Here is a 23,313-nt window from a genome sequence, read left to right as displayed (position 1 = left end):
CCGGACGATGTAATTCTAGATCCTGAATCTTGGTTGTTGTTCGAAGAAAAAAGCAACTAATAGAATTCTTCAAGCTTAAAAATTTAACTTCACATTATATCTTTCTCATTTTTCCGATAAACTCGGGAGAATACACGCTGCTTTCTAAACTCGTTTGAAAACTATTTAATTTTCTAAAAATCAATAATATAGCAGCTATTCTGTCTGACAGAAGTTTCTAAACTCTCAATTTTAACATACTCGCCATACAAATCATGGTGTTCACAACAAAAATTTCTCGACCATATACCTATCCTATACTTTTAACAACCTAGTTGATATGACCAAATCGATTTCAACCAACCAAACCTATGAAAAAAATTTTCATCCCCCTATTGTCCTTATGGGTAGTTTCCTGTAGTACGGACCTTGAAAATGTTACAGCTGAATCATTTGACGAAACGGCAGAAGAAACCCCTTCTACAGTAGAAAAAACAGAGAACTCCTCTGATGAAAGCACAAATACGTCTCCCGTTTTTAAAACAGGTGTCTATTCAATAAATGAGCATTCGCCATCAGATAGTTCCGTTGGTTTTATAAGCGCTACTGATGATGATAATGACGAGATAACGTATACCCTAGAATCCGATGCGGATATTATCATTAACGAATCTACAGGTGAAATTAAAACGGGAACAAATCTTAAACTCGATTTTGAAACCACAGATTCCTATCCATTTACCGTTTCTGCTTTTGATGGAAAAATAATTGTTGATCAGAGTTTTAATCTTGCGATAAACGATATTGATGAGACCACTATTTTATCCGAAGAACAGAAAGAAATAATTACCTACGCCCAACACCTAATTTTCTGGAAAGGTGTTAGCAACACACCGTTGAGCGCTAACCAAAAATGGGGAAGCCCCATGAAAATGTACCTCAATGGAACAATTTCACAGGAGTACAAAACTACCGTTGAAAGTGTAATAACACAGTACAATACCCTATTTACAGACAGTTCCTTTAGTATTTCACTAGTTGAAGACTCAGAAGCAGCAAATGCCAATCTATTTTTTGGAACGAAAGAAGAAGTAGAAACTATTTGGCCGGACATGTATGAAGAAATTAAAGATGGGAATTATGACGGTTTTGCAATGACCCCTTCCGAAAATTCCGTTCTGGTTTCCACACGTATTTGGATTTCGAATCCCTTAGAAGTATTATTAAAGCATGAATTAGGTCATGCGCTTGGTTTTGGTCATTCAGACAAATGCGAAGATGAATTTAGCTTTCTCTGCTCACAAATTAGCGCAGACAATGATTTTCTTCCCGTAGAAAAAGACATCATTCGATTTATGTATAGCTCAAAAATTACTGCTGGGCTCACCGAAAACGAAATGGAAATTATTCTTGCTGATATTATTCTAAACGAGGAGTAATTCTCCAAGTAGCTAAAAAGCACCAGTCACCAAACTACGTATTTAGACCTCTTTGTAGCCTTAATACCAAAACCAACCTTAAATGACCAAGAACCTACTATCTCTGCTAGTATTATTACTACTTAGCACGGGCGTTTTCTCCCAATCGTTTACTTCTATTTGGAATACAAACAATACTAGTACCGGTTCTTCTGCCATTAATGAAGTTACCATACCCACCAACCCAGCTTACACTAGCTATAATTATTCGGTAGATTGGGGAGATAGCAATACCGATACTGGAGTTACCGGTGACATTACACATTCATACGCAACACCAGGACCTTATACAATTTCTATAAGTGGTGACTTTCCATCAATCTATTTTAATGATACAGGAGATAGACTAAAAATTATTGAAATTTTGAATTGGGGCACTATACAATGGCAAACTATGGAAAATGCTTTCTATGGTTGTGAAAACTTAAATTTTGATGCTATAGATTCACCTAACCTTTCTCAGATTACCTCTCTAAAGCAAATGTTCAGAGGCTGTACCTCATTTAATGGTATAGTAAATAATTGGGACACCAGCACAATTACCGATATATCAGGCATTTTCTATGAAGCCGAAATATTTAATAGGCCATTAGCTAATTGGACAACAAACTCGGTAACAGACATGTCATTTTCTTTTTACAAAGCAGAACTATTCAATGAGCCCTTAGATAGTTGGAATACAGGCGCTGTGACTACAATGTCTAACATGTTTTATTATGCTGAAAAATTCAATCAGAATATCAACAATTGGAATGTGTCTCAAGTAACGGATATGTCCAATTTATTTTACTACGCCAGAGATTTTAATCAGCCTTTGGGTAATTGGGATGTTAGTAAGGTTACTACTATAGCAGGCATGTTTTATACAACAGACTTTAATTACCCTATAAATAATTGGGTAGTGGACAACGTTACAGATATGTCTTCAACATTTGGTAATTGTGACTTTAATCTCCCCTTAAACAATTGGAACGTTAGTAAGGTTACAACACTAGCAAGCACTTTTGCAAGTAATAACAACTTTAACCAAGACATAAACATGTGGGATGTCTCTAATGTTACCGACATGAGCAGAACTTTTCGTTGGACAGACGCATTTAATCAACCATTAAATGGTTGGAATGTTAGTAAGGTTACCACTATGTCAGAAATGTTTTATACCACTGAAGCATTTAACCAAAACATAAATGGTTGGGATGTTAGCAAGGTAACAAACATGAGTAATATGTTCGGAGGGTGGACAACGTCATACATTACTGTTTTCAACCAACCCTTAGACCAATGGGATGTAAGTGCTGTCCTCAATATGGATAGTATGTTTGCAAATTCTAGTTTTAACCAAAGTATTGAAGGTTGGGATGTATCTGGTGTTACCAACATGAATGAGATGTTCTATAACGCTACTGCTTTTAATCAACCTCTTAATAATTGGTCCACAAATTCAGTTACGAATTTATCGGGAATTTTTGGTAAAGCTCCATTATTTAACCAGCCTTTAGATAATTGGGATACATCCTCTGTTACCAACATGAGCGGTATGTTCGCTAGTGCTGGAGTTTTTGATCAAGATTTATCTACTTGGGATATTTCTTCAGTAACCAATATGAGTACAATGCTATCTAATTCCGCGCTTTCACAAGAGAATTATGATGCAACGCTAATTGGTTGGGCAACACAAACTTTTAAAGACAATGTAAGCTTAGGTGCTACCGGTGTAAAATATTGCGATAGTCGATTGGTGCGCCAAGATCTTATCGACAATCATGGCTGGAATATTACTGGTGATATTGTAAACTGTAGTAATGTATTTTGCACAACGATAACAAACCCAACATCAGGAGACACTAACGTGCCAGCTAATTCAAACATACATTGGGCAGCAGCACCCAACGCTACTGGTTATTACATTGACTTAGAAGTAGAACGGGGTGGAGTCAGAAGTTTTGTGAATATCAATGGTTCACCTGCAGATAATTATGATGTTGGTAACGTACAAATTTTAACTTTTAGTAATGAGTTTATTCCTGGTGATATTGTTTTCATCACAATTACCCCTTATAATGCAGAAGGACCTGCAGTTGGTTGCGAAGAATTTACTTTTACAACGGTTCCATCATGGGTAAATAGCCTCGATGCCTACAAGATTACAATTGATACTAGACTTGGATCAGCTTCCGGTCTTGATCAATACAATTTCAGAATACAAAGAAATACTTCATTTACGTATAACTATTCAATTGATTGGGGTGATAGTGAATACAACAATAATGTTACAAATGATATTACCCACATTTACAACACTCCTGGAATTTATACTATAGCGATTATTGGCGATTTTCCTGCTCCCTACTTCTCAAGTGGCGATGATGACGAAGTAATTTCTATTGATCAGTGGGGTACTCATGTGTACCAATCTATGAAAAAGGCGTGTAGCGGTTGTGAAAACATGATTTACAATGCTACAGACGTTCCAAACCTCTCACAAGTAACAGATATGTCCGAAGCTTTCGCGGAAGCATCATTGTTTAACGGCAATATAGATAATTGGGATGTTAGTAATGTGACTAATATGTCAGCAATGTTTGAAAGAGCCGAACTTTTCAACCAACCTTTAAATTCTTGGGATGTTAGCAACGTAACAAATATGTACAGAATGTTTGATGGTTTTGTACGGTACATGGATTTTAATCAACCACTAAATAATTGGGATGTAAGTAAGGTCACCAACATGGGGTTAATGTTTAGAAGAACCGAATTTTTTAATCAACCCTTGAATAACTGGAATGTTAGTAACGTTACTGACATGAAGTATATGTTTAACGGTACTACTTCTTTCGATCAAAACTTAAATGATTGGAATGTTAGTAATGTCACCGATATGAGTTATATGTTCAGCCAAGCCACTGCTTTTAATAGTCCGCTTGATAACTGGGATGTTGCAAAAGTCACGAATATGAATTCCATGTTCTCACGTTCAACAGCATTTAATCAAGCTATTGATATTTGGGATGTATCTTCTGTTACAACCATGATAAGTATGTTTGAAAGCGCAGAAAATTTTAACCAACCTCTAAACGGATGGAATGTCAGCGCAGTAACAAATATGGCCTCTATGTTCAAAAATTCTTTTTTGTTCAACCAACCTATTGCCAACTGGAATGTTTCTCGTGTAACCAGCATGCATTCTATGTTTAACGATGCTAAAGTATTTAATCAACCTTTCCAAAACTGGAATGTCAACTCAGTGGTAAGCATGCAATCCATGTTTGAATCAGCGGAAGCTTTTAACCAACCCTTAGATCAATGGAATGTTAGTGCAGTGGCCGACATGACTTCTATGTTTGAAAGTGCTTTATTATTTAATCAACCATTAAATTCTTGGGATGTTTCATCGGTAACTCTAATGCCATCTATGTTCAAGGGTGCTACCGCTTTCAACAATGCTATAAACAATTGGAATGTGGCCTCCGTAACAAATATGGATGCGATGTTTAACGACGCGTCCGCATTCAATCAGAACATACAAAGTTGGAATACTGGAGAGGTACTTAACATGGAAGACATGTTTAAAGGTGCGTCAGCTTTTAATCAGTCCATTGATTCCTGGGATGTTTCTTATGTGCAAACGATGGAATCTATGTTCGAAGATGCCGTTGCCTATGACCAAACTATGAATTCATGGAATGTGGCCTCAGTAACTACTATGGAAGATATGTTCAATGGAGCCATTGCTTTCAATGGAATTATTGAAGCATGGAATGTAAGAGATGTTACCACCATGGAAGAAATGTTTCGTGATGCAACAACTTTTAATCAAAGTTTAAATAAATGGCGTCTTTCTGGTGTTAGCAATATGGACTATATGTTCTATGGAGCTTCATCATATAACCAACCAATGGATTTATGGAATTTAGGTAATGTAACTATGCGTTCTACTTTCTATAATGCTACAGCCTTAAATCAAAATTTAGCCGAATGGGATGTGAGTGGAGTTAACGATATGCGAGACATGTTGGATAACACCGCATTGATCAGAGAAAACTATGATAACACCTTAATTTCTTGGTCAGAACAAACATTAACAAGTGGTATTACACTTGGCGCAGAAGGTCTTCCTTATTGTGATGCGCAAGAAGAAAGACAAGCCATGATAGACAATTTTGGATGGACATTTAGTTTAGATGTTCGCGATTGCCCTATTCCGGAATGTACACTACTAGCATCACCATTAAATGGAGATGTAGACGTACCGGTAAATACAAATATAACATGGGAACCTGCACTTTTTGCGCAAGGGTATCGTTTAACTGTTGGCACTACAACTGGCGGTACTGATGTTGTAAATAATGCAACTATAACCAATGAAACATCATATGAATTTGCATCTGATTTTAATACAGGAGATGTTGTCTTCGTAACTATAATTCCTTTTAATGATGAAGGAGATGCGGTTGGCCCTTGTACCGAGGAAAGCTTCACCATATCCAACGACCTTGCTACTATACCTGAATGTACCAATCTTACACAACCTACGCTTCCCGCAACTGATGTACTGGTAACTAGTGATTTAAGCTGGAACCCTATTTCAAACGCAGACGGTTACAAATTAACTGTTGGTACGTCAACAGGAGCAAATGATATACTTAACGCTGAAGATGTTGGTAATATAACCACTTATGAATTTACTACAAGCCTACCTGAAGATAGCGATATATTCGTAACCATTACCCCATACAATGATGAGGGAGATGCAGATGCATGTACTGAAGAATTTTTCCATACAGAGTTAATTCCTGTACCACCACGTTGTACCAGTTTAACAGCACCGTTAAATGGCGCAAATGATGTTCCTATTGACACCCAACTAAGCTGGACACCAGTAACAAATGCTACCGGTTATTTAGTAATTGTAGGCACAACGTCTGGCGGAATTGAAGTAGTAAATAATGCCGATGTAGTAGGTGTTACAAACTATGTTATTCCAGGAGATTTACAGGAAAGTAGATTACACTACGTTACTATAATTCCTTATAATGATGAAGGTGATGCTACAGGCTGTATTGAAGAAACGTTTACAACAGGAGACTCTACAAGTCCTCCAAGTTGTACTGTACTAACAGCACCAGCAGATTTAGCAACAGAAGTATCACCTGCCACTAATCTAACATGGGCTGAAGTTAGTTCGGCTACCGGATATACGTTAAACGTGGGGACTACTACTGGAGGCACAGATGTTTTTTCCGCAGATGTAAATAATGTAACTACTTATGATTTACTAGCAGACCTTCCTGAAAGTACTCTTATTTATGTAACAGTCATTCCGTATAATGATAATGGGAATGCCATAAGTCCTTGTACCGAGGTAAGTTTCACTACTGACGGACCGCCATCATGTACTACCTTAATGACTCCTGCAAACGGAGCTACGAATATCGCAGTTGATACAAATATTGAGTGGAACGCTAGTACCAATACAGATGGTTATAAGTTGACCGTTACGGCAAGTAGTAGCACAGCAAATAACTTAACAGACTTTGACGTTACTTCAGGAACAACTCACACTTTTTCAAATGACTTTGAAAGAGGAGAAACCGTTACTATAACCATTGTACCTTATAATTCAGTTGGTTATGCAACCGGACCATGTACTTCGGAAAGCTTTACTATAATTCCACCTCCCGTACCCGCTTGTACAACACTAACAACTCCTGCAAACAGCAGCGTAAATATTGCGGTTGACACTAATTTGGAATGGAATGCTAGCACAGGCGCAGATGGCTACAAACTAACCGTTTTAGCTAGCAGTAGTACTGCTAACAACATAACCGATTTTGATGTTACATCAGGAACCACTCATAATTTTACTAATGGCTTCGAGCAAGGTGAGACTGTCTCAGTTACGATCGTTCCTTATAATGATCAAGGTGATGCTATTGGATGTACTTCAGAAAGCTTTACAATTAAACCTGTTCCGTCATGTACAACACTTAGCTCTCCAATAAATACTGCTGTTGACATTGCCGTTGATGCTGATATTATATGGAACTCTATTCCAGAAGCAACAGGATACAAGTTGACGGCTATCGCAAGCAGTAGTACAGCAAATAACTTAACGGATTTTGATGTTACCGCTGGCACAACGCATTCTTTTGCCAATGATTTTGAGCAAGGTGAAACGGTTACCGTAACCATTACACCTTACAACGAAGTGGGTGATGCTATTGGGTGTTCGTCGGAAAGCTTTACAATTAAACCCGTACCTACATGTACTAACTTAACTTTACCTATTGATGGCGCTATTGATGTAGCAGCAGATTCTAATGTTGAATGGGCTACAGTTGCTGATGCCACTGGGTACAAATTAACTGTTTCCGCTAACAGCAGTACAGCTAATAATTTAACTGACTATAATATAACCTCGGGAACAACATATAATTTCCCTAATGACTTCAAACATGGTGAAGTAGTTACAATAACTTTAGTTCCTTTCAATGAAGTTGGTGATGCTTTAGGATGTACTTCTGAAAGTTTCACAATTAGCCCCCCTCCATGTACCTCACTTATTACTCCTGCAAACGGAGCTACTGATATTCCTGTGAATACAGCTATTGAATGGAATGCAAGTACAGATGCAGAAGGTTATAAAATCACGGTTTTAGCTAGCAGTAGTACTGCTAACAACATAACAGATTTTGATGTTACATCTGGAACCACTCATAATTTTACTAATGGCTTCGAGCAAGGTGAGACTGTCTCAGTTACGATTGTTCCTTATAATGATCAAGGTGATGCTATTGGATGTACTTCAGAAAGCTTTACAATTAAACCTGTTCCATCATGTACAACACTAAGCTCGCCTATAAATACTGCCGTTGACATTCCTATTGATGCGGATATTACCTGGAACTCTATTCCAGAAACAACAGGCTACAAGTTGACGGTTATCGCAAGCAGTAGTACAGCAAATAACTTAACGGATTTTGACGTTACCGCTGGTACAACGCATTCTTTTGCCAATGATTTTGAACAAGGTGAAACGGTTACCGTAACCATTACACCTTACAACGAAGTGGGTGATGCTATTGGGTGTTCGTCGGAAAGCTTTACAATTAAACCCGTACCTACATGTACTAACTTAACTTTACCGATTGATGGCAGCATTGATGTAGCTGTAGACACAAATATTGAATGGGCTACAATTGCCGAAGCCAACGGATACAAATTAACTGTTTCCGCTAGCAGCAGTACAGCTAACAATGTTACTGATTTAGTATTATCTACAGGTAATAGCTACGATTTTCCTGCCAATTTTGAACAGGGAGAAACAGTTACCGTAACTGTTACTCCTTACAACGAAGTGGGCGATGCCCTTGGATGTTCTTCAGAGAGTTTTACAATTAAATCGGTTCCCTTATGCACCAATTTGACCTCCCCTGCCAATAGTGATATTGTTGCGGAGCTCAGTGAATTAAGATGGAATGAAATTGTAGATGCAGATGGCTATAAGTTGACAATTAATGCTGGAAGTACAACAGCTAACAACCAAACTGATTTAATCGTTACTGGAACTACCCATGTTTTTCAAAATGATTTTAACCAAGGTGAAGTTGTTACGGTAACCATTACCCCATACAATGAGGTTGGTGATGCTCTTGGATGTACGTCCGAAAGTTTTACCATAAGACCCATACCACCTTGCACCAACTTATCGTCTCCATTAAACAATGCCACCGAAGTTTCAATTATATCGGATATTTCTTGGAATGAAAGTCTTGATGCTGATGGATACCGAATTTCTGTAGGTACTTCAGCCAACGGAACTGATATTGTAAATAATGAAGATGTTGCATCGCTAACCAGCTATACTTTTGGAAATGACCTTCCTTCTGAAACACTAATATTTGTAACCATAGTACCATACAACACCTCTGGCGATGCTCTTGGATGTACTTCAGATAGTTTTAAGACCGAGGTAATTATTCCAGAATGTACTTCAATTACAAGTCCTTTTAACGGAGAAAGCGAGGTTGCCTTAGAAAGTACTATTACTTGGAACGAAGTAGAAAAAACAGACGGTTATCGTATTTCTATTGGAACAACTTCTGGAGGAACAGACATAGTTAACAATCAGGATGTTGGTCCATTAACCAGTTATATGCATAATGGAGAGTTTCCGTTTGGAACGGAAATTTATGTAAACATTACCGCATACAATAGTAAGGGAGATGCTGTAACATGTGAGGAACAAACATTTACAACACTTATACCAGAAGATGAGACTAAATACGGCTTCTCTCCTGATGGTGACGGTATTAATGAATATTGGCATATAGAAAATATAAATTATTACCCTGAAAATATGGTTACCATCTATAACCGCTGGGGTGATGCCGTTTTTAAAATAGAAAATTATAATAATGGTTCAGAAGTCTTTAGAGGTGATGCCAACCTTAAAACCAAAATGGGAGCCGGTCAATTACCATCAGGCACCTACTTCTTTCACATTGAAATTGAAGGAGAAACCATTCTTAAGAAAACCAAAGGATACGTAGTAATCAAGCGCTAAACCAATGAAAATAAATCAGAAAATTGGCAAGTTAGCACTAGGTGTTTTATTGTCACTCTTATCATATAATTCAAGTTTCGGTCAGCAAACTGCTGTTTTTCCGGAATACAATTTCAACCCGTTTGTAATCAATTCCGCCTACGCAGGTTTATTACCAAATACTGAAGTTACAATAACAAATACAGGTTTCAGTTCCTTTGAGGGCAGTCCCAAAAATTTTAGTCTTAGTTTTCATTCTCCCATTAGTGTAGGAAGACAAGAAGGCAAGATAGGAATTGGCGCAGGTTTAATTAGGGATGAAATTGGAGTTACAACTTCTACCAGTGCTTTCATGGCCTATTCATATAAAATATTCTTTGATTTTGAAGACGATCGCCCCTATTGGCAAATTTACCAACCAGGCACTTTGTCTTTTGGTATAACAGCAGGGGTTCAAAAATATCAAGATAATTTGTTAGAACTAGGTATTGCAGACGACCCTAATTTTAGCCAAAATATTAACGCAACCATACCAACTATTGGCATTGGATTTCTATTTAATCACGCACGCTTTTATGCCGGAGTTTCATCACCAAATGTATTAGGAGACCGTTTGGCATCAAATGACGACTTAAAACTCGAAAGCCCCATATATGGTTATTTCGGTTATCGTTTTTATAATAATCGTTTTGAAGATTTTATGCTAAAACCGAGCATTCTACTTAAAACTGAAAAAGGAGCCCCCTTGCAAGTAGACACAAATATTTCTATAAGTTTCAAAAACCGCTTTGAACTAGGTGCAGGATACCGAAGCAATTCATCCGTAAACTTATTAGCAGGCCTCTATCTTATTAAAAACTTTCGTTTAATATATCATTACAATATGGCATTGAAAGATTCACCAGTTGGTAACACTCACGGTATTATGCTTAGTTATCGCTTTGGTAAAGGATATCAATCCAACTAAAAGAAAATGAAAATAAAAAATAGATTACTAAGCTCCGGAGGGAGCTTTTATTTAACCATACCCAAATTAACTACCTCTTGTTCGGTTAGGTAGCGCCAGTGTCCTCTAGGTAAATCTTTTTTGGTAAGTCCTGCATAAACCACACGGTCTAGTTTTATGATTTCGTATCCTAAGGTTTCAAAGATACGCTGTACAATATTGGTTCGTGTACTGAAGATTTCCATACCCACTTGGTTTTTGGGTGCTTTATCTACAAAACTTACGTCTTGTACCTTGACCACCTTTTCTTCTACAAGCAGACCATCTTGAATTTTCCTCAAATCAGCACTACGCAAAGGCTTGCTTAGCTCAATATGGAATATTTTTCGAAGGCCGTTTTTAGGACTGTTCAACCGTTTTGTTAAATCACCATCATTAGTGAACAACAAAAGCCCCGTGGTATCTTTACTTAGTTTCCCTACAGGTTTTAATTCGGTCTTTGTTGCTTTTGAAATCAAACCAATGGCAGTACGTCTACCTTGCTCATTGCGAGCCGCAGTTGTAAAGTCTTTAGGTTTATTTAATAAAACATATTCCTTTTTTATAGGATTTAAAAGACGACCATCAAACTTAACCTCATCGGTTAATTTTACTTTGTAGCCCATTTCAACCACAGGCTTTCCGTTTACGGTAACACTACCAGCGGAAATATAAATATCAGCCTCCCTACGAGAACACACACCGGAATTGGCCACGTACTTATTTAAACGAATTAAGTTAGGGTCCGAAGGTTTACTTGGCTGTTGGTTCGTATTCTTCTTTATAGGTGAATTGCCACGCGCATAACTTTTCTTGCGAAAAGTACCACCTTGTCTGCCCGAAGCTCTCTTATCATTGTTGGAATCTGATCTGCCCATGTCTAAAATTTATGCAAAGGTAGGTTTAATCTTTGAACTCTACAGTAGATTGACGCTCCCTATTTACGGTAAGCTTCGTAATATCAGGTCTTGAGTAGTGCCCAACAGGATCAAAATTCTGGCGTTCCTCGTAAACCCTGTTAAAATCAAGGTTGTGATATAGCAAACCCTCTTTATCCAATACTGGTTCAACCAACCATTCTCCATCAGGACCAGCGATACACGAACCTCCATTCGCCATAACAGCAGGTGCTTTTTTCAAAATTTCAGCTAAATGTGGTGTGGTTTTAGGAAAATCTTCTGTTTTCATCAAGGAAGAAACCGAAATTACGAAGCTCCGAGATTCACGTGCAATAAAACGGGTAATATCTCTCGTATTATGATCACTACCTGGCCAAACGGCAATGTGTAAATTTTCCCCTAAACCGTAAAGAGCTGTTCTTGCTAAGGGCATCCAATTCTCCCAGCAGTTGAGGCCGCCCACTGTAAATTGTTTCAATGAATGCACTTGAAGTCCGTTTCCATCGCCGGGAGACCATGTTAATCGCTCGTCATAAGTGGGTTGTAGTTTACGGTGAACGGATTTTATTTTACCCTCTGCATCAATATAAACTAATGAACAATACAAACTGTGTCCCCCCCTATTCCGTGCTCTTTCTATGATGCCCAAATAAATGGCAATCTTATTCTCCTTTGCCAATGAGCAAACCGAATCTAATTCCCCCAATTCAATTTGAACGGAGTTACGAGCGTAATGCGCATGTAATTCTTTATTAATCTTCGTATCCCAAGCAGCGCCATCCGTCAATGCCAACCAGAATGGGTAACCGGGCAAAAGGGCTTCCCCAAAAACAACAAGCTCCGCTTTTTCTTTGGCAGCTTCCTGAATGGTAGCCTCTATCTTTTTAAGCGTTGCCACTTTATCCAACCAAACCGGTGAAATCTGTGCCATGGCCACTTTTAATATATTCTTCATTACAAAATTCTATTTAGAACAAGGTCTACATCTATGAGCAAAATGCTAAAAACCCCAACTATGATTATCAATTTAAGAATATTGTGAAGCCAAACATAATCTTTTTTTGACTTGGACCTTACCAGTAAAACCAGGAATAAAATTAGAAGAACAACACAGGCCATGAAATAATAATTCATATATCCCACATCAAACTTTAGAATCAATAAAAGTGAAGGAATCAACGTAAATAGGATCAATGTGGAAATAAGAACTTTGGAAACCGCCCCTCCATACAAAATAGGTATAGTCTTGTAATTCTGTACCAAATCTCCTTTTAGGTTTTCAAGATCTTTTATCATCTCTCGCGCTAGAATAAGTAGAAACAAAAACATGGCATGTACAAAAATTACGTTTTCGAAATTCTTATAATACACAAATACTGCAAAGAACGGTGCTATAGCCAATGTTGCCGAAACAAAATTGCCTATGAACGGCAATCGTTTAAGCTTATGACTATATATCCAAATGCCAAAGATATAAGCCGAAAAGAAAAATACCGCTTTAAAAGAAACATAGCTTGCCGCTATAACAGCTAAAAAATTGAGAATGAAATAGGTGGTAAGTTTAAATTGTTGCCCAACAAATCTATCGATCATGCTTTTTCTTGGCTTGTTTATCAGATCTTTTTCCGCATCATAAAAATTGTTGATGATGTAACCACTTGCGATTACCAATGCGGACGAAACAACGATAATAAAAAGATTAAGATCAAAAATTACTTCACGCACAGGAAGTTGATGTGCCAATATATAAATAGAAGCTAAATACTGTGCTAAAACAACCATTAGGATGTTATAACCGCGTACAACAGAAAAAAGACTGAATACCTTTAACAGTAAAAGCCTATTTTTTCTACCTAACATGTATTATGATTTTAGAAGTTGTAAACCACTTCCAAATTGTAGCCTTTCAATGCTTTTTTAGCTTTATCCAAATCTTCAGCAAAACCTAGTATATAGCCGCCACCGCCGGAACCGCAAAGTTTCAGATAGTAATCATTGGTCTCAATACCTTTTTTCCATAAGTCATGGAATTTTACCGGTATCATAGGCTTAAAATTATCTAGCACCACGTGCGACAACTGCTTTAAGTTACCAAAAAGCGATTTTACGTTTCCGCTTACAAAATCCTCCACACATGCATCCGTATGCTTAATAAACTGATCTTTTAGCATATTACGGAACCCTTCTTGCTTCATTTTCTCCATGAAAATCTGAACCATTGGGGCTGTTTCGCCGGTAGAACCACTATCTAACAAAAATACCGCTCCTTTACCTTCTGGGTTTTGGGTAGGTATACTTGTAGATTCAATATTATCTTGAGAATTGATAAGAATAGGAATACTTAAATAACTGTTTAAAGGATCAAGACCGGATGACTTGCCATGGAAGAAAGATTCCATTTTACCGAAAATAGCTTTCAGCTTTAATAATTTCTCCCTGGTAAGATTCTCTAGAACCGTAATTTTATCTTGCGCGTATTTGTCATAGATGGCTGCAACCAATGCACCGCTACTCCCTACACCATAGCCTTGAGGAATAGAACTATCAAAATACATACCTCCTTCAACATCTGCATTTAAAGCGGCAAAATCAAAAGAGACCAGGTCAGGACTATTTTTATTTACCATTTCCAAATACCCCACATACTCACGTAGACTATTGTTGGATTGTTTAGCTGTTTCAGACGGATTTGCATCTGTTTTTAAAGCTCCTTTGAAAAAGTTATATGGAATAGAAAGTCCTTTAGAGTCTTTAATAATTCCATATTCCCCAAAGAGAAGTATTTTTGAATAAAATAATGGTCCTTTCATTATCTAGTTGATTAGATATGGCGCTAAAATACGAAATATACCTTTGATGATTCTATATTTCTGCCCCACAACACGTTTAAAGCTATAATTTTATCTATTAAAACCCATAAGCTTGTAATTATAAGTCGGATATCTGTCCACAATCTTACTTATCAGTACTTCAAATAGTTATCCGCTAATTTTTAAGACATACCGTATATACGTTTCTTCGAGCAATATGAATGAAAACGGCATATTCTTGTTGAAGAACTAACGGCCTATATTGGCTTAAATTATGAAGTTAGTCATTTATTTTTTGTGCACCGTTTCCTACATGGTCGTGTATAAATTGACCATTCTGACAGAAAGCAGCCAATTCATCTTCAATAAACCGTTCTACCTCTGCTTTTTCATCATTAGGATATAGTACATGAACATTTGCTCCTGCATCTAGCGTGAAGCATACGTGAGATTTTGTAGCCTCTCTGAAGGTCCATATTTTGTTTATAATCTCTAACGTATTAGGTTTCATCAAAATAAAATAGGGCATACTGGTCATCATCATAGCGTGCAGCGTTAGAGCCTCACTTTCTACAATACCTATAAAATCCTGAAGATTCCCTGAAGCGAAAATAGGTTCTAGTTTGGATAGATTTTCATGGGCTTGAGAAAAACGTTTTTCTGCAAACGGATGCCCGTGCATAAGATCATGCCCTACCGTACTACTGACCTGCTTTTGCCCTTTATCTACCAAAAGGATGGTATCACAATAGTTTTGAAAAACAGGATGTACCTTGTTTGGATATTCTATTCCAAATAAATCAGAACTACCTTTAATACTCGCATGATTGCCCCATTGTACTAAACTACCTTTAATACTACGGGCTGCACTACCGGACCCTAAGCGTGCTAAAAAAGACGCTTTTTCATTAAAATATTCTAATGTCATTTTAGGATATAAATTGCGTTCAATATCCATAAGACACAACGCCAATGCACTCATTCCTGATGCCGAAGAAGCAATACCACTACTATGCGGAAAAGAATTTGAAGTCTCAATTTCAAAATGATATTCCTTCAAGAACGGAAGATACCGATAAATACGCTCAAAGAAAGTTTTTATTTTCGGCTTGAAACCTTCTTCCCTTTTGCCATCTAAAGAGATGTTAAAAGAAAACATGCTCCCAGGGTTATTCAATTTGGTATAGGAAAGTGTAGTAACCGTTGCGCATTCACTTAATGTAAAACTAATTGAGGGGTTTGCAGGAATCTGATTTTCTTTCTTTCCCCAATATTTTACCAAAGCTATATTACTAGGCGACTTAAACCTCGTTTTTCCGGTGGAAACTGTTTTAGTATATGGGGAAGGAATAAATTCTTTTTCGGTCATCGAGAAATATTTTGTACAAAGATAGTTTTTACCAAGATTGTGATGGCAGTCAATAGAATAAATCACTATTTTAGGGGTAAACGCCAATTACTTTGAAAAAAAAAGCCCTATATATTACATATGCTGTAAGTATTTGCCTGGTCATTGGTTTCATATCTAGTTTTGCCACGCAAAGCTCTGTAAATGACTGGTTCACTACCCTGAACAAACCAAGCTTTAACCCTCCCAATTGGTTGTTTGCTCCAGTTTGGACCGTTCTTTACATTATGATGGGTGTTGCTGCAGGAATCGTTTGGGCAAGAGGATTTTATCACCTTTGGGTACAGACCGCTCTCTACCATTTTGGATTTCAGTTGCTTCTTAATGCGGCGTGGAGTATTGTTTTCTTTGGGTTGAAAGAACCTTTTTGGGCGCTCTTGGTAATTTTAACTTTACTCATTGTTCTATCCATTACCATTAAAAGATTTAAGGTAGTGAGTACCACCGCTGCCTGGTTACTTGTTCCTTATTTATTATGGGTTTGCTTTGCCACTATATTGAACTATAAACTTTGGGAACTTAACTAAATAGGTATTATGCGGACATTTCAAGTAATTTCACCATAGTGGCATAATTACGTGCAGTAGCTTCTACTTTAAGTTTTCTTTCCACTAGATTATTATTTAGTTTTGCTTTTCCGTAGCCGGTTTTACAGTGTAAGTAGACACAATTGGCAGTGATTTTAAAATCCTCATTAGTATAGACTTCCGTACTCAAAAGCTTGACAAGTTCTTTTTCCGGTGTATTTTTCAGCAACACAAAATACACTTGTTTCCGAACAATAGCTTCTACATTTGCAAACGGATTACTTTTGAATATACTTTTAAATTCGGTTCTATTTTTAACCAAAACAGGTACTTCAAAACCAAAGGCAACTTTGATTTTATCTGAGATTAAAGCTTCTAAAAAGGCTGTATTGTTTTCTTTACTTTCAAAAACTACATTACCACTTTGTATATACGTATTGACATTATCAAAACCCACACTCGTTAATATAGACCGCAATTCCCCCATTGGAACTTTCTTTTGTCCACTAACGTTGATTCCTCTTAAAAGTGCGATATAGATTTTCATTTAGAAGCTATTGGCAATGGCTTGAGCAACAATATAACCGCCCGTCCATGCATTTTGAAAATTGAAACCTCCTGTAATGGCATCTACATCAATAACTTCTCCGGCAAAGTACATACCAGGCAATTTTTTACTTTCGTAGGTCTTAAAATTAATTTCCTTTAAATCTATACCTCCTGCGGTTACGAATTCTTCTTTAAAAGTACTTTTTCCATCAATCTTGAGCTCACATTCCGTTAGTTGGCGGGCCAATTTTTCTAATTGAACTTTAGTGACTTCAGCCCATTTATGGGTTTCAGAAATAGTGGATGCCTTAACCAAATTTATCCATAGTCTACGTGGTACTTCCACAGCTTTGGTTCGTAAGACCGTTTTTTTGGCCTCTATTTCTTTTATTTCGGAAAAGAGTCCCATTAGACCTTCAAAACTATACTCGGGTAACCAATTAACTCGAATTTTAAATCGGTAATTCATATCACTCAGTAAACGCGCACCCCATGCAGAAAGTTTTAAAATTGCCGGACCGCTTAAGCCCCAATGGGTTACAAGCAAAGGACCGTCAGAAGTTAATAGGGCCGATTTTGAATTCACACTTTTTAACTTCGTGGTTACTTTTGATTGATACACTTGCTTTTCAAACACTTCTACTTGTGCCACAGTACTCACTCCTGGAATACCTGAAATTCGCTCGTCTTTACAATTAAAAGTAAAAAGAGAGGGTACGGCAGAAACCATAGAATGGCCCAACTTTTCCAAAAGCTTCCAAATTTTAGGACTGCTTCCGGTAGCCACAACCACTTTCTCGCACTCGTACACATGTTTGATTGTTGTTATCTTCCATCCTTCTTTATTTGCTTCCAATGAAATAGACTCAATTTCCGTTACGGCACTATGCTTTAGAATCTTTATTCCTAAACGGTCTGCTTCACCCAAAAAGCAATCTATAATAGTTTGTGAAGAATCAGACTCTGGAAACATACGCCCGTCCGATTCTATTTTTAGAGTAATGCCTCTTTCCTCAAAAAACCCGACTGTATCTCCACTACAATAGGTATGGAATGGGCCTAGAAGTTCTTTTTCTCCTCTTGGATAATTTTTTGTGAGTTCTCTGGGGTCAAATTCGGCATGGGTTACATTACATCGCCCTCCACCGGAAACCTTTACTTTACCCAGCACATCTTTGCCACGTTCAAGAATCGCGATTTTAAGATGCGGTTTTGCCTCTGCGATATGAATTGCGGTATAAAACCCGGCTGCACCGCCACCTATAACTATAACATCAAACATTAATTTACGCGTTCAGGATAATTGGTAATGATACCGTCTACGCCAAAGCGTTTCATTTGTAGAATATCTTGAGGCTCATTTACCGTCCAAGGAAAAATTTTGAAACCCGCTTCTTTTATTTTTACACTAGTTTCTGCACTAAGCTCCTTAAAGCTGGGGTTAATAGCTTCTGCATTTAATTGTTCCCCGATATCAAACGCATTAAGTGGATTTCCTTCAAGCAAAATAGCAATTCTAACATTAGGGTTTATCTTGCGCATATCTCGCAATTCATCCCACTCAAAACTAGAAATAATAAAATCGTTGAGCTTCCATTTTCCGGTGTTCACTTCTGCTTCTATCATTCTATTTACATCAGTTGCCGTATTTTTTCCTTTCAACTCTATATTGAGTTGTGTCTTTCCTCCCATGGCATCCAATACTTCTTGTAGTGTTGGTATTTTATGTCCTCCTTCTACGGTCAATGCCTTTAATTCAGAGAGTGTATATTTTTCTATTTCACCTTTACCGTTCGTTAATCGTTCTACAGTGTCATCATGAAAAACAACGATTTCGCCACTTTTTATTTTGAAAACGTCTATTTCTAACATATCAACACCCATCTCCATAGCCTTCTTAATTGAGGCGATGGTGTTTTCTGTTTCATGCCCCATAGCACCTCGGTGACCAATAACCAGTGGTTTCTCGTTTTCCATACAACTTGATAAGACTACAACACAAAATATAGCCAGAATAGACAACTTATTCATGATAAACTATTTTACAACGAAAATAAAAGATTCTAGCGGGTTGATGTCTATGCGAACCTGAGCAAAGCCATTCTCGACTTTCAAAATTTTCTCAACCCCATAAAGCACATCGGTAATGGTATGTTCACCATCTGACAACTGCCACTCTCTAACAATATTTTCAGGAAGCTTTAGCTCAAAACCAAACCAATCGTTCGCATCAAAATTAGAGATAACGATTAATCGCTCATTAGCTGACCAACGCACAAAGGATAGCACGTGGTGATTATAATATTCTGTGTGGTCCTTATTGTAAAAGTGAATGTCCTGATAAGCACCCATTAAAGCACTACTACCTACTGTAAAGGTCAATAAACGTTGATAAAAATCACGTAAATCCGCTTCATCTTCAGAAAGCTGACCACCATCGAACTTTTTATTATTTACCCAACGTTGATGGTGCGGAACACCAATATAATCAAAAATCGATGTTCTTGTAGAGCTACCAAAACCAGCATTTTCCGCAGCAGGCTCACCCACTTCCTGACCAAAATAAATCATGAGCGGTGCAGTTGTCATCGTTGCCGAAACTACCATTGCAGGTTTTCCTTTTTTGGCATCACCGGCAAATTCAGGAGAAGCAATGCGCTGCTCATCATGGTTTTCCAAGAAATGTAATAAATGATGCTCTATATCTTGCGTGCCATTTTTAATTACAGGTATGTGGTCCGTCCATCCATTGCCTTGCATAATGCTTTTTAAAGAATCGTACATCTCTACCTTATCGTAGAGATAGTCCATTTTCCCCCTAAAAATATAATTACGGTACTCATGCGGGTTGTACACCTCTGCCATTAAAAAGGCGTCGGGATTTTTCATTTTGATGTTTGAGTTCATATAACTCCAGAACTCTACCGGAACCATTTCGGCCATATCGTAACGGAAGCCATCCACACCCATTTCTATCCAATAGAGCGCTATATCCTTAAACTTCATCCAAGAATCTGGCACAGACCGTTCGTTCCAAAAGTCAAAATGTGCCCTATGGTCTTTTCCTCCAAAATCATCCGGAAGCACATCAAAATCATAATGGCCATCTGGACGAACTCCGTAATTTATTTTTACAGTTTCGTACCAATCGTTGAAATCCGGTTTCGCTAAACGCGAGCCATTACCTGTCCACTTTGCCGGATTTTCAGAAAACCGATGGTCTACCCCTTCATGATTCTCCCCTCCCAACGGCAAATAGCCATCACGCCATTCGGGCACTTGAAAAGCTGTATTAGGTATGTAATAGAAATTATTATCACGATGGTACTCTACCGATGTTTCATCAGAGGCTCCAAAAGGTTCTTTTCCGGTGGGAGTAGATGAGCCCTCATATTTGCGCGCTACATGATTGGGAACAATATCAATTATAACTTTAAGTCCTTCTTTATGCGTGCGCCTAATTAAGTTTTGAAATTCTTTTAGCCTGTTTTCCGGATTTTTGGCCAAATCAGGATTTACATTATAATAGTCCTTTACAGCGTAGGGCGAACCTGCCCTACCCTTTACAACATCTGGATCGTCATTAGAAATACCGTATGCCGTGTAATCGTTTATTACAGCGTGATGAGGCACGCCGGTATACCATATATGAGTAACACCCAAGTTTTTTATTTCCTTCAAAGCTTTAGTAGAAAAATCCGCAAATTTGCCCACTCCGTTTTCCTCTATAGTACCCCATGGTTTATTAGTTGTGTTGGTATTCCCGAACAACCGTGTAAACACATGGTATACTACTTTTTTATTTTGTCCCATGTTTTAGATGACTTTTGTTTTGTTGGGTTCCAAAACAATTCGCTCCCCTTTTAAACGAATAGACATATCTTCTTGACCGTTCAACAAAAATTCCGTGGAATCCTTCTTAACGGTTACCTTTAGAATACGTTCCCTAAAATTAATTTTAAACGAATAAGCTTCCCACTGCTCCGGTATTTTTGGTTCAAAAGAAAGTTTATCATCTGCAACTCTCATTCCGCCAAAACCTTCAACAATACTCATCCAAGTACCTGCCATAGAGGTTATGTGCAAACCTTCTTCAACTTCCCTATTATAATCATCTAAATCCAATCTTGAAGTTCTAAGGTAGAATGTATATGCCTGTTGCATACGATTAAGTTTTGCCGCTTGTATACTATGCACACAAGGAGACAAGGAAGATTCATGCACCGTAAAAGGCTCATAAAAATCAAAGTGTTTCTCTAATTCTTCTACGGAGAAGTGATCTTCAAAGAAATAAAATCCTTGAAGTACATCTGCCTGTTTTATATATGGGGAACGTAAAATACGGTCCCAGCTCCATTTTTGATTGATAGGTCTTTGTGTTTTTGGAAGTTCGCTAACGGTAACCAACTGCTTATCTAAAAAGCCATCTTGTTGCAAAAAGACTCCTTTTTCTTCTGAAAAAGGAAAATACAGGTTACCAGCTACCTTTCCCCATTGAGAAATTTCGGCATCCGTTAGTTTTGTTTTTCCGATGATGCGGCGATAATCCTCATTGTAGCCATCTTGTACTTTCTGCAACTGTTCTATGGTAAAATCTATACACCATTTGGCCAAATAGTTTGTATACCAGTTATTATTAACATTGTTCTCATACTCATTAGGCCCGGTTACACCTAAGATAACATACTTGTCCTTTAGGGTCGAAAAGTTAGCTCTTTGATGCCAGAAACGTGCAATACCAATAAGCACTTCAAGTCCCATTTCTGGTATATAGGAATAGTCGCCCGTAAAACGGTAGTAGTTGTAAATGGCAAAAGCTATTGCTCCATTACGGTGTATCTCTTCAAAAGTAATTTCCCATTCGTTATGACATTCCTCTCCGTTCATGGTCACCATAGGATACAGTGCCGCTCCATTGGAGAAACCTAATTTCTGCGCATTCTCGATTGCTTTCTCAAGATGATTGTATCTATATTTTAATAAACTACGCGCTACATTCTGATCTTTGGTAGCCATATAAAAGGGAATACAATAGGCTTCCGTGTCCCAGTAGGTGCTTCCGCCGTATTTTTCTCCTGTAAAACCTTTAGGACCGATGTTTAAATGGGAATCTCTTCCTAAATAGGTCTGATTCAATTGAAATATATTAAACCGAATACCCTGCTGCGCTTTCACATCACCCTGAATAGTGATATCGCTCATCTCCCAAATTTTGGCCCATGCCTGTCTCTGCTTATCCAGCAGTGCTTCAAACCCTAAATCAAAAGCTTTATCCAAAGCTTTTCTAGAGGCTGCAATTAGCGCCAGTGCTCTATGATCCCGTGAAACTACATATCCCCCGAACTTATGAAGCGCAACGGTCTCTCCTTTCTGAACCTTCTGAACATATTCATGCGACACACGAAATTCTTCAACCTGTTCTGTTGGTTTCTGATTTATATGTTTGCCATTAAGAAACAATCTGCTTTCCATAAAAGTGCAGGTTTCAAAATTGGTTTTCATCGTATGTGCCTCAATGAAAGCCTGGTTACTTTGTGAAGAAAGAGAGGTTGTGTTCCAGAATTTGTCATCCCAGTTAGAATCTTCATTTGTAATACCACTATCCAGATATGGAATGAACTTAATTTCAACATCTCCACTTTTAGGTGTAATTTCATAATTTATGGCACCTACTTCATCTAAATCAAGCGATAAAAAACGAGTAGCTTTTACCGAAACCTTTGCTTCATTAGGAAGAACAGCAGTAAAACTACGTCTGTACCAGCCTTCTTTCATGTTTAATTCACGCCTATAATCCTCTACTTTTTTACAGGTGTTCAAATCTAAGGCCTCACCGTCAATATACACCTCAATACCAATCCAATTAGGTGCGTTCAATACCTTTGCAAAATACTCGGGATATCCGTTTTTCCACCAACCTACACGAGTTTTATCTGGATAATAGACTCCGGCAATATAACTTCCTTGAAAAGTGTCTCCGGTATAGTTCTCCTCAAAATTGGCCCGTTGCCCCATGGCACCATTACCAATACTAAAAATACTTTCGGAGGACTTAACTAGTTCTCTATCAAAACCCTCTTCTAATATTGACCAAGGGTCTGCTTTTATATATTCTTGCATTTCATTTAAAATT

Annotated in this window: 14 protein-coding genes; 4 read left to right on the top strand and 10 right to left on the bottom strand. The window is 37.7% G+C overall.

All coding sequences use genetic code 11. From position 1 onward, the window contains the following. Positions 1–350 precede the first annotated feature (350 nt). The 3 genes from KO521_RS18470 (at position 351) to KO521_RS18460 (ending at position 10,969) form a co-directional block, all read left to right on the top strand. Positions 351–1,418: a cadherin domain-containing protein gene (locus KO521_RS18470; RefSeq protein ID WP_215941375.1), complete on the top strand. Its 1,068-nt coding sequence runs from the start codon at positions 351–353 to the stop codon at positions 1,416–1,418. An 82-nt stretch (positions 1,419–1,500) separates the two neighbouring features. Then, on the top strand, positions 1,501–10,023 hold the full coding sequence (locus KO521_RS18465) for a BspA family leucine-rich repeat surface protein (protein ID WP_215941374.1): 8,523 nt from the start codon (positions 1,501–1,503) through the stop codon (positions 10,021–10,023). A gap of 4 nt (positions 10,024–10,027) precedes the next feature. Then, positions 10,028–10,969, top strand: a complete 942-nt coding sequence (locus KO521_RS18460) for a PorP/SprF family type IX secretion system membrane protein (protein ID WP_194551507.1) — start codon at positions 10,028–10,030, stop codon at positions 10,967–10,969. Between the two features lie 47 nt (positions 10,970–11,016). Here the strand turns inward: KO521_RS18460 and KO521_RS18455 are convergent, their stop codons facing one another. From KO521_RS18455 to KO521_RS18435, 5 genes are all read right to left on the bottom strand, one after another. Beyond that, positions 11,017–11,865 carry a pseudouridine synthase gene (locus KO521_RS18455; RefSeq protein ID WP_215941373.1) on the bottom strand — a complete coding sequence of 283 codons (849 nt, stop codon included), beginning with the start codon at positions 11,863–11,865 and terminating at the stop codon, positions 11,017–11,019. 25 nt (positions 11,866–11,890) lie between these two features. After that, the gene (locus tag KO521_RS18450) at positions 11,891–12,841 is read right to left on the bottom strand and encodes a carbon-nitrogen hydrolase family protein (RefSeq protein WP_215941372.1); all 951 of its coding nucleotides are present in this window, start codon (positions 12,839–12,841) and stop codon (positions 11,891–11,893) included. Continuing rightward, positions 12,841–13,746, bottom strand: coding sequence for a geranylgeranylglycerol-phosphate geranylgeranyltransferase (locus tag KO521_RS18445; RefSeq protein ID WP_215941371.1), 906 nt, complete (start codon positions 13,744–13,746; stop codon positions 12,841–12,843). Before KO521_RS18445 ends, KO521_RS18450 begins: the two co-directional genes overlap by 1 nt. 11 nt (positions 13,747–13,757) lie before the next feature. Beyond that, on the bottom strand, positions 13,758–14,696 hold the full coding sequence (locus KO521_RS18440) for a mevalonate kinase family protein (protein ID WP_215941370.1): 939 nt from the start codon (positions 14,694–14,696) through the stop codon (positions 13,758–13,760). 280 nt (positions 14,697–14,976) lie between these two features. Then, complete coding sequence (locus tag KO521_RS18435; protein WP_215941369.1) at positions 14,977–16,065, bottom strand: diphosphomevalonate/mevalonate 3,5-bisphosphate decarboxylase family protein; 1,089 nt, start codon at positions 16,063–16,065, stop codon at positions 14,977–14,979. A gap of 92 nt (positions 16,066–16,157) precedes the next feature. Here KO521_RS18435 and KO521_RS18430 point away from each other — a divergent pair, with 92 nt between their 5' ends. Beyond that, positions 16,158–16,631 carry a TspO/MBR family protein gene (locus KO521_RS18430; protein WP_215941368.1) on the top strand — a complete coding sequence of 158 codons (474 nt, stop codon included), beginning with the start codon at positions 16,158–16,160 and terminating at the stop codon, positions 16,629–16,631. Positions 16,632–16,638: 7 nt separating this feature from the next. On the opposite strand, the gene KO521_RS18425 is transcribed toward KO521_RS18430, so the two are convergent. From KO521_RS18425 to KO521_RS18405, 5 genes are read right to left on the bottom strand one after another with little or no spacing between them, the layout of a single operon-like run. Continuing rightward, a complete protein-coding gene (locus KO521_RS18425) occupies positions 16,639–17,178 on the bottom strand; it encodes a DUF1697 domain-containing protein (RefSeq protein WP_215941367.1) in 540 nt (179 codons plus the stop codon). After that, on the bottom strand, positions 17,179–18,462 hold the full coding sequence (locus KO521_RS18420; protein ID WP_215941366.1) for an NAD(P)/FAD-dependent oxidoreductase: 1,284 nt from the start codon (positions 18,460–18,462) through the stop codon (positions 17,179–17,181). Further along, positions 18,462–19,211, bottom strand: a complete 750-nt coding sequence (locus KO521_RS18415; RefSeq protein WP_252730107.1) for a glycerophosphodiester phosphodiesterase — start codon at positions 19,209–19,211, stop codon at positions 18,462–18,464. The genes KO521_RS18420 and KO521_RS18415 overlap by 1 nt, the downstream gene beginning before the upstream one ends. Before the next feature lie 6 nt (positions 19,212–19,217). Continuing rightward, complete coding sequence (locus KO521_RS18410) at positions 19,218–20,993, bottom strand: alpha-amylase family protein (RefSeq protein ID WP_215941365.1); 1,776 nt, start codon at positions 20,991–20,993, stop codon at positions 19,218–19,220. A gap of 3 nt (positions 20,994–20,996) precedes the next feature. Continuing rightward, positions 20,997–23,300, bottom strand: a complete 2,304-nt coding sequence (locus KO521_RS18405; RefSeq protein ID WP_215941364.1) for a glycoside hydrolase family 65 protein — start codon at positions 23,298–23,300, stop codon at positions 20,997–20,999. Between the last annotated feature and the right edge of the window lie 13 nt (positions 23,301–23,313).

The sequence above is a fragment of the Zobellia uliginosa genome (genome assembly GCF_018860745.1).
GTDB classification, from domain to species: domain Bacteria; phylum Bacteroidota; class Bacteroidia; order Flavobacteriales; family Flavobacteriaceae; genus Zobellia; species Zobellia uliginosa_B.
Note: the sequence above shows the minus strand (reverse complement) of the source record. Positions and strands in the feature narration are given on the sequence as shown.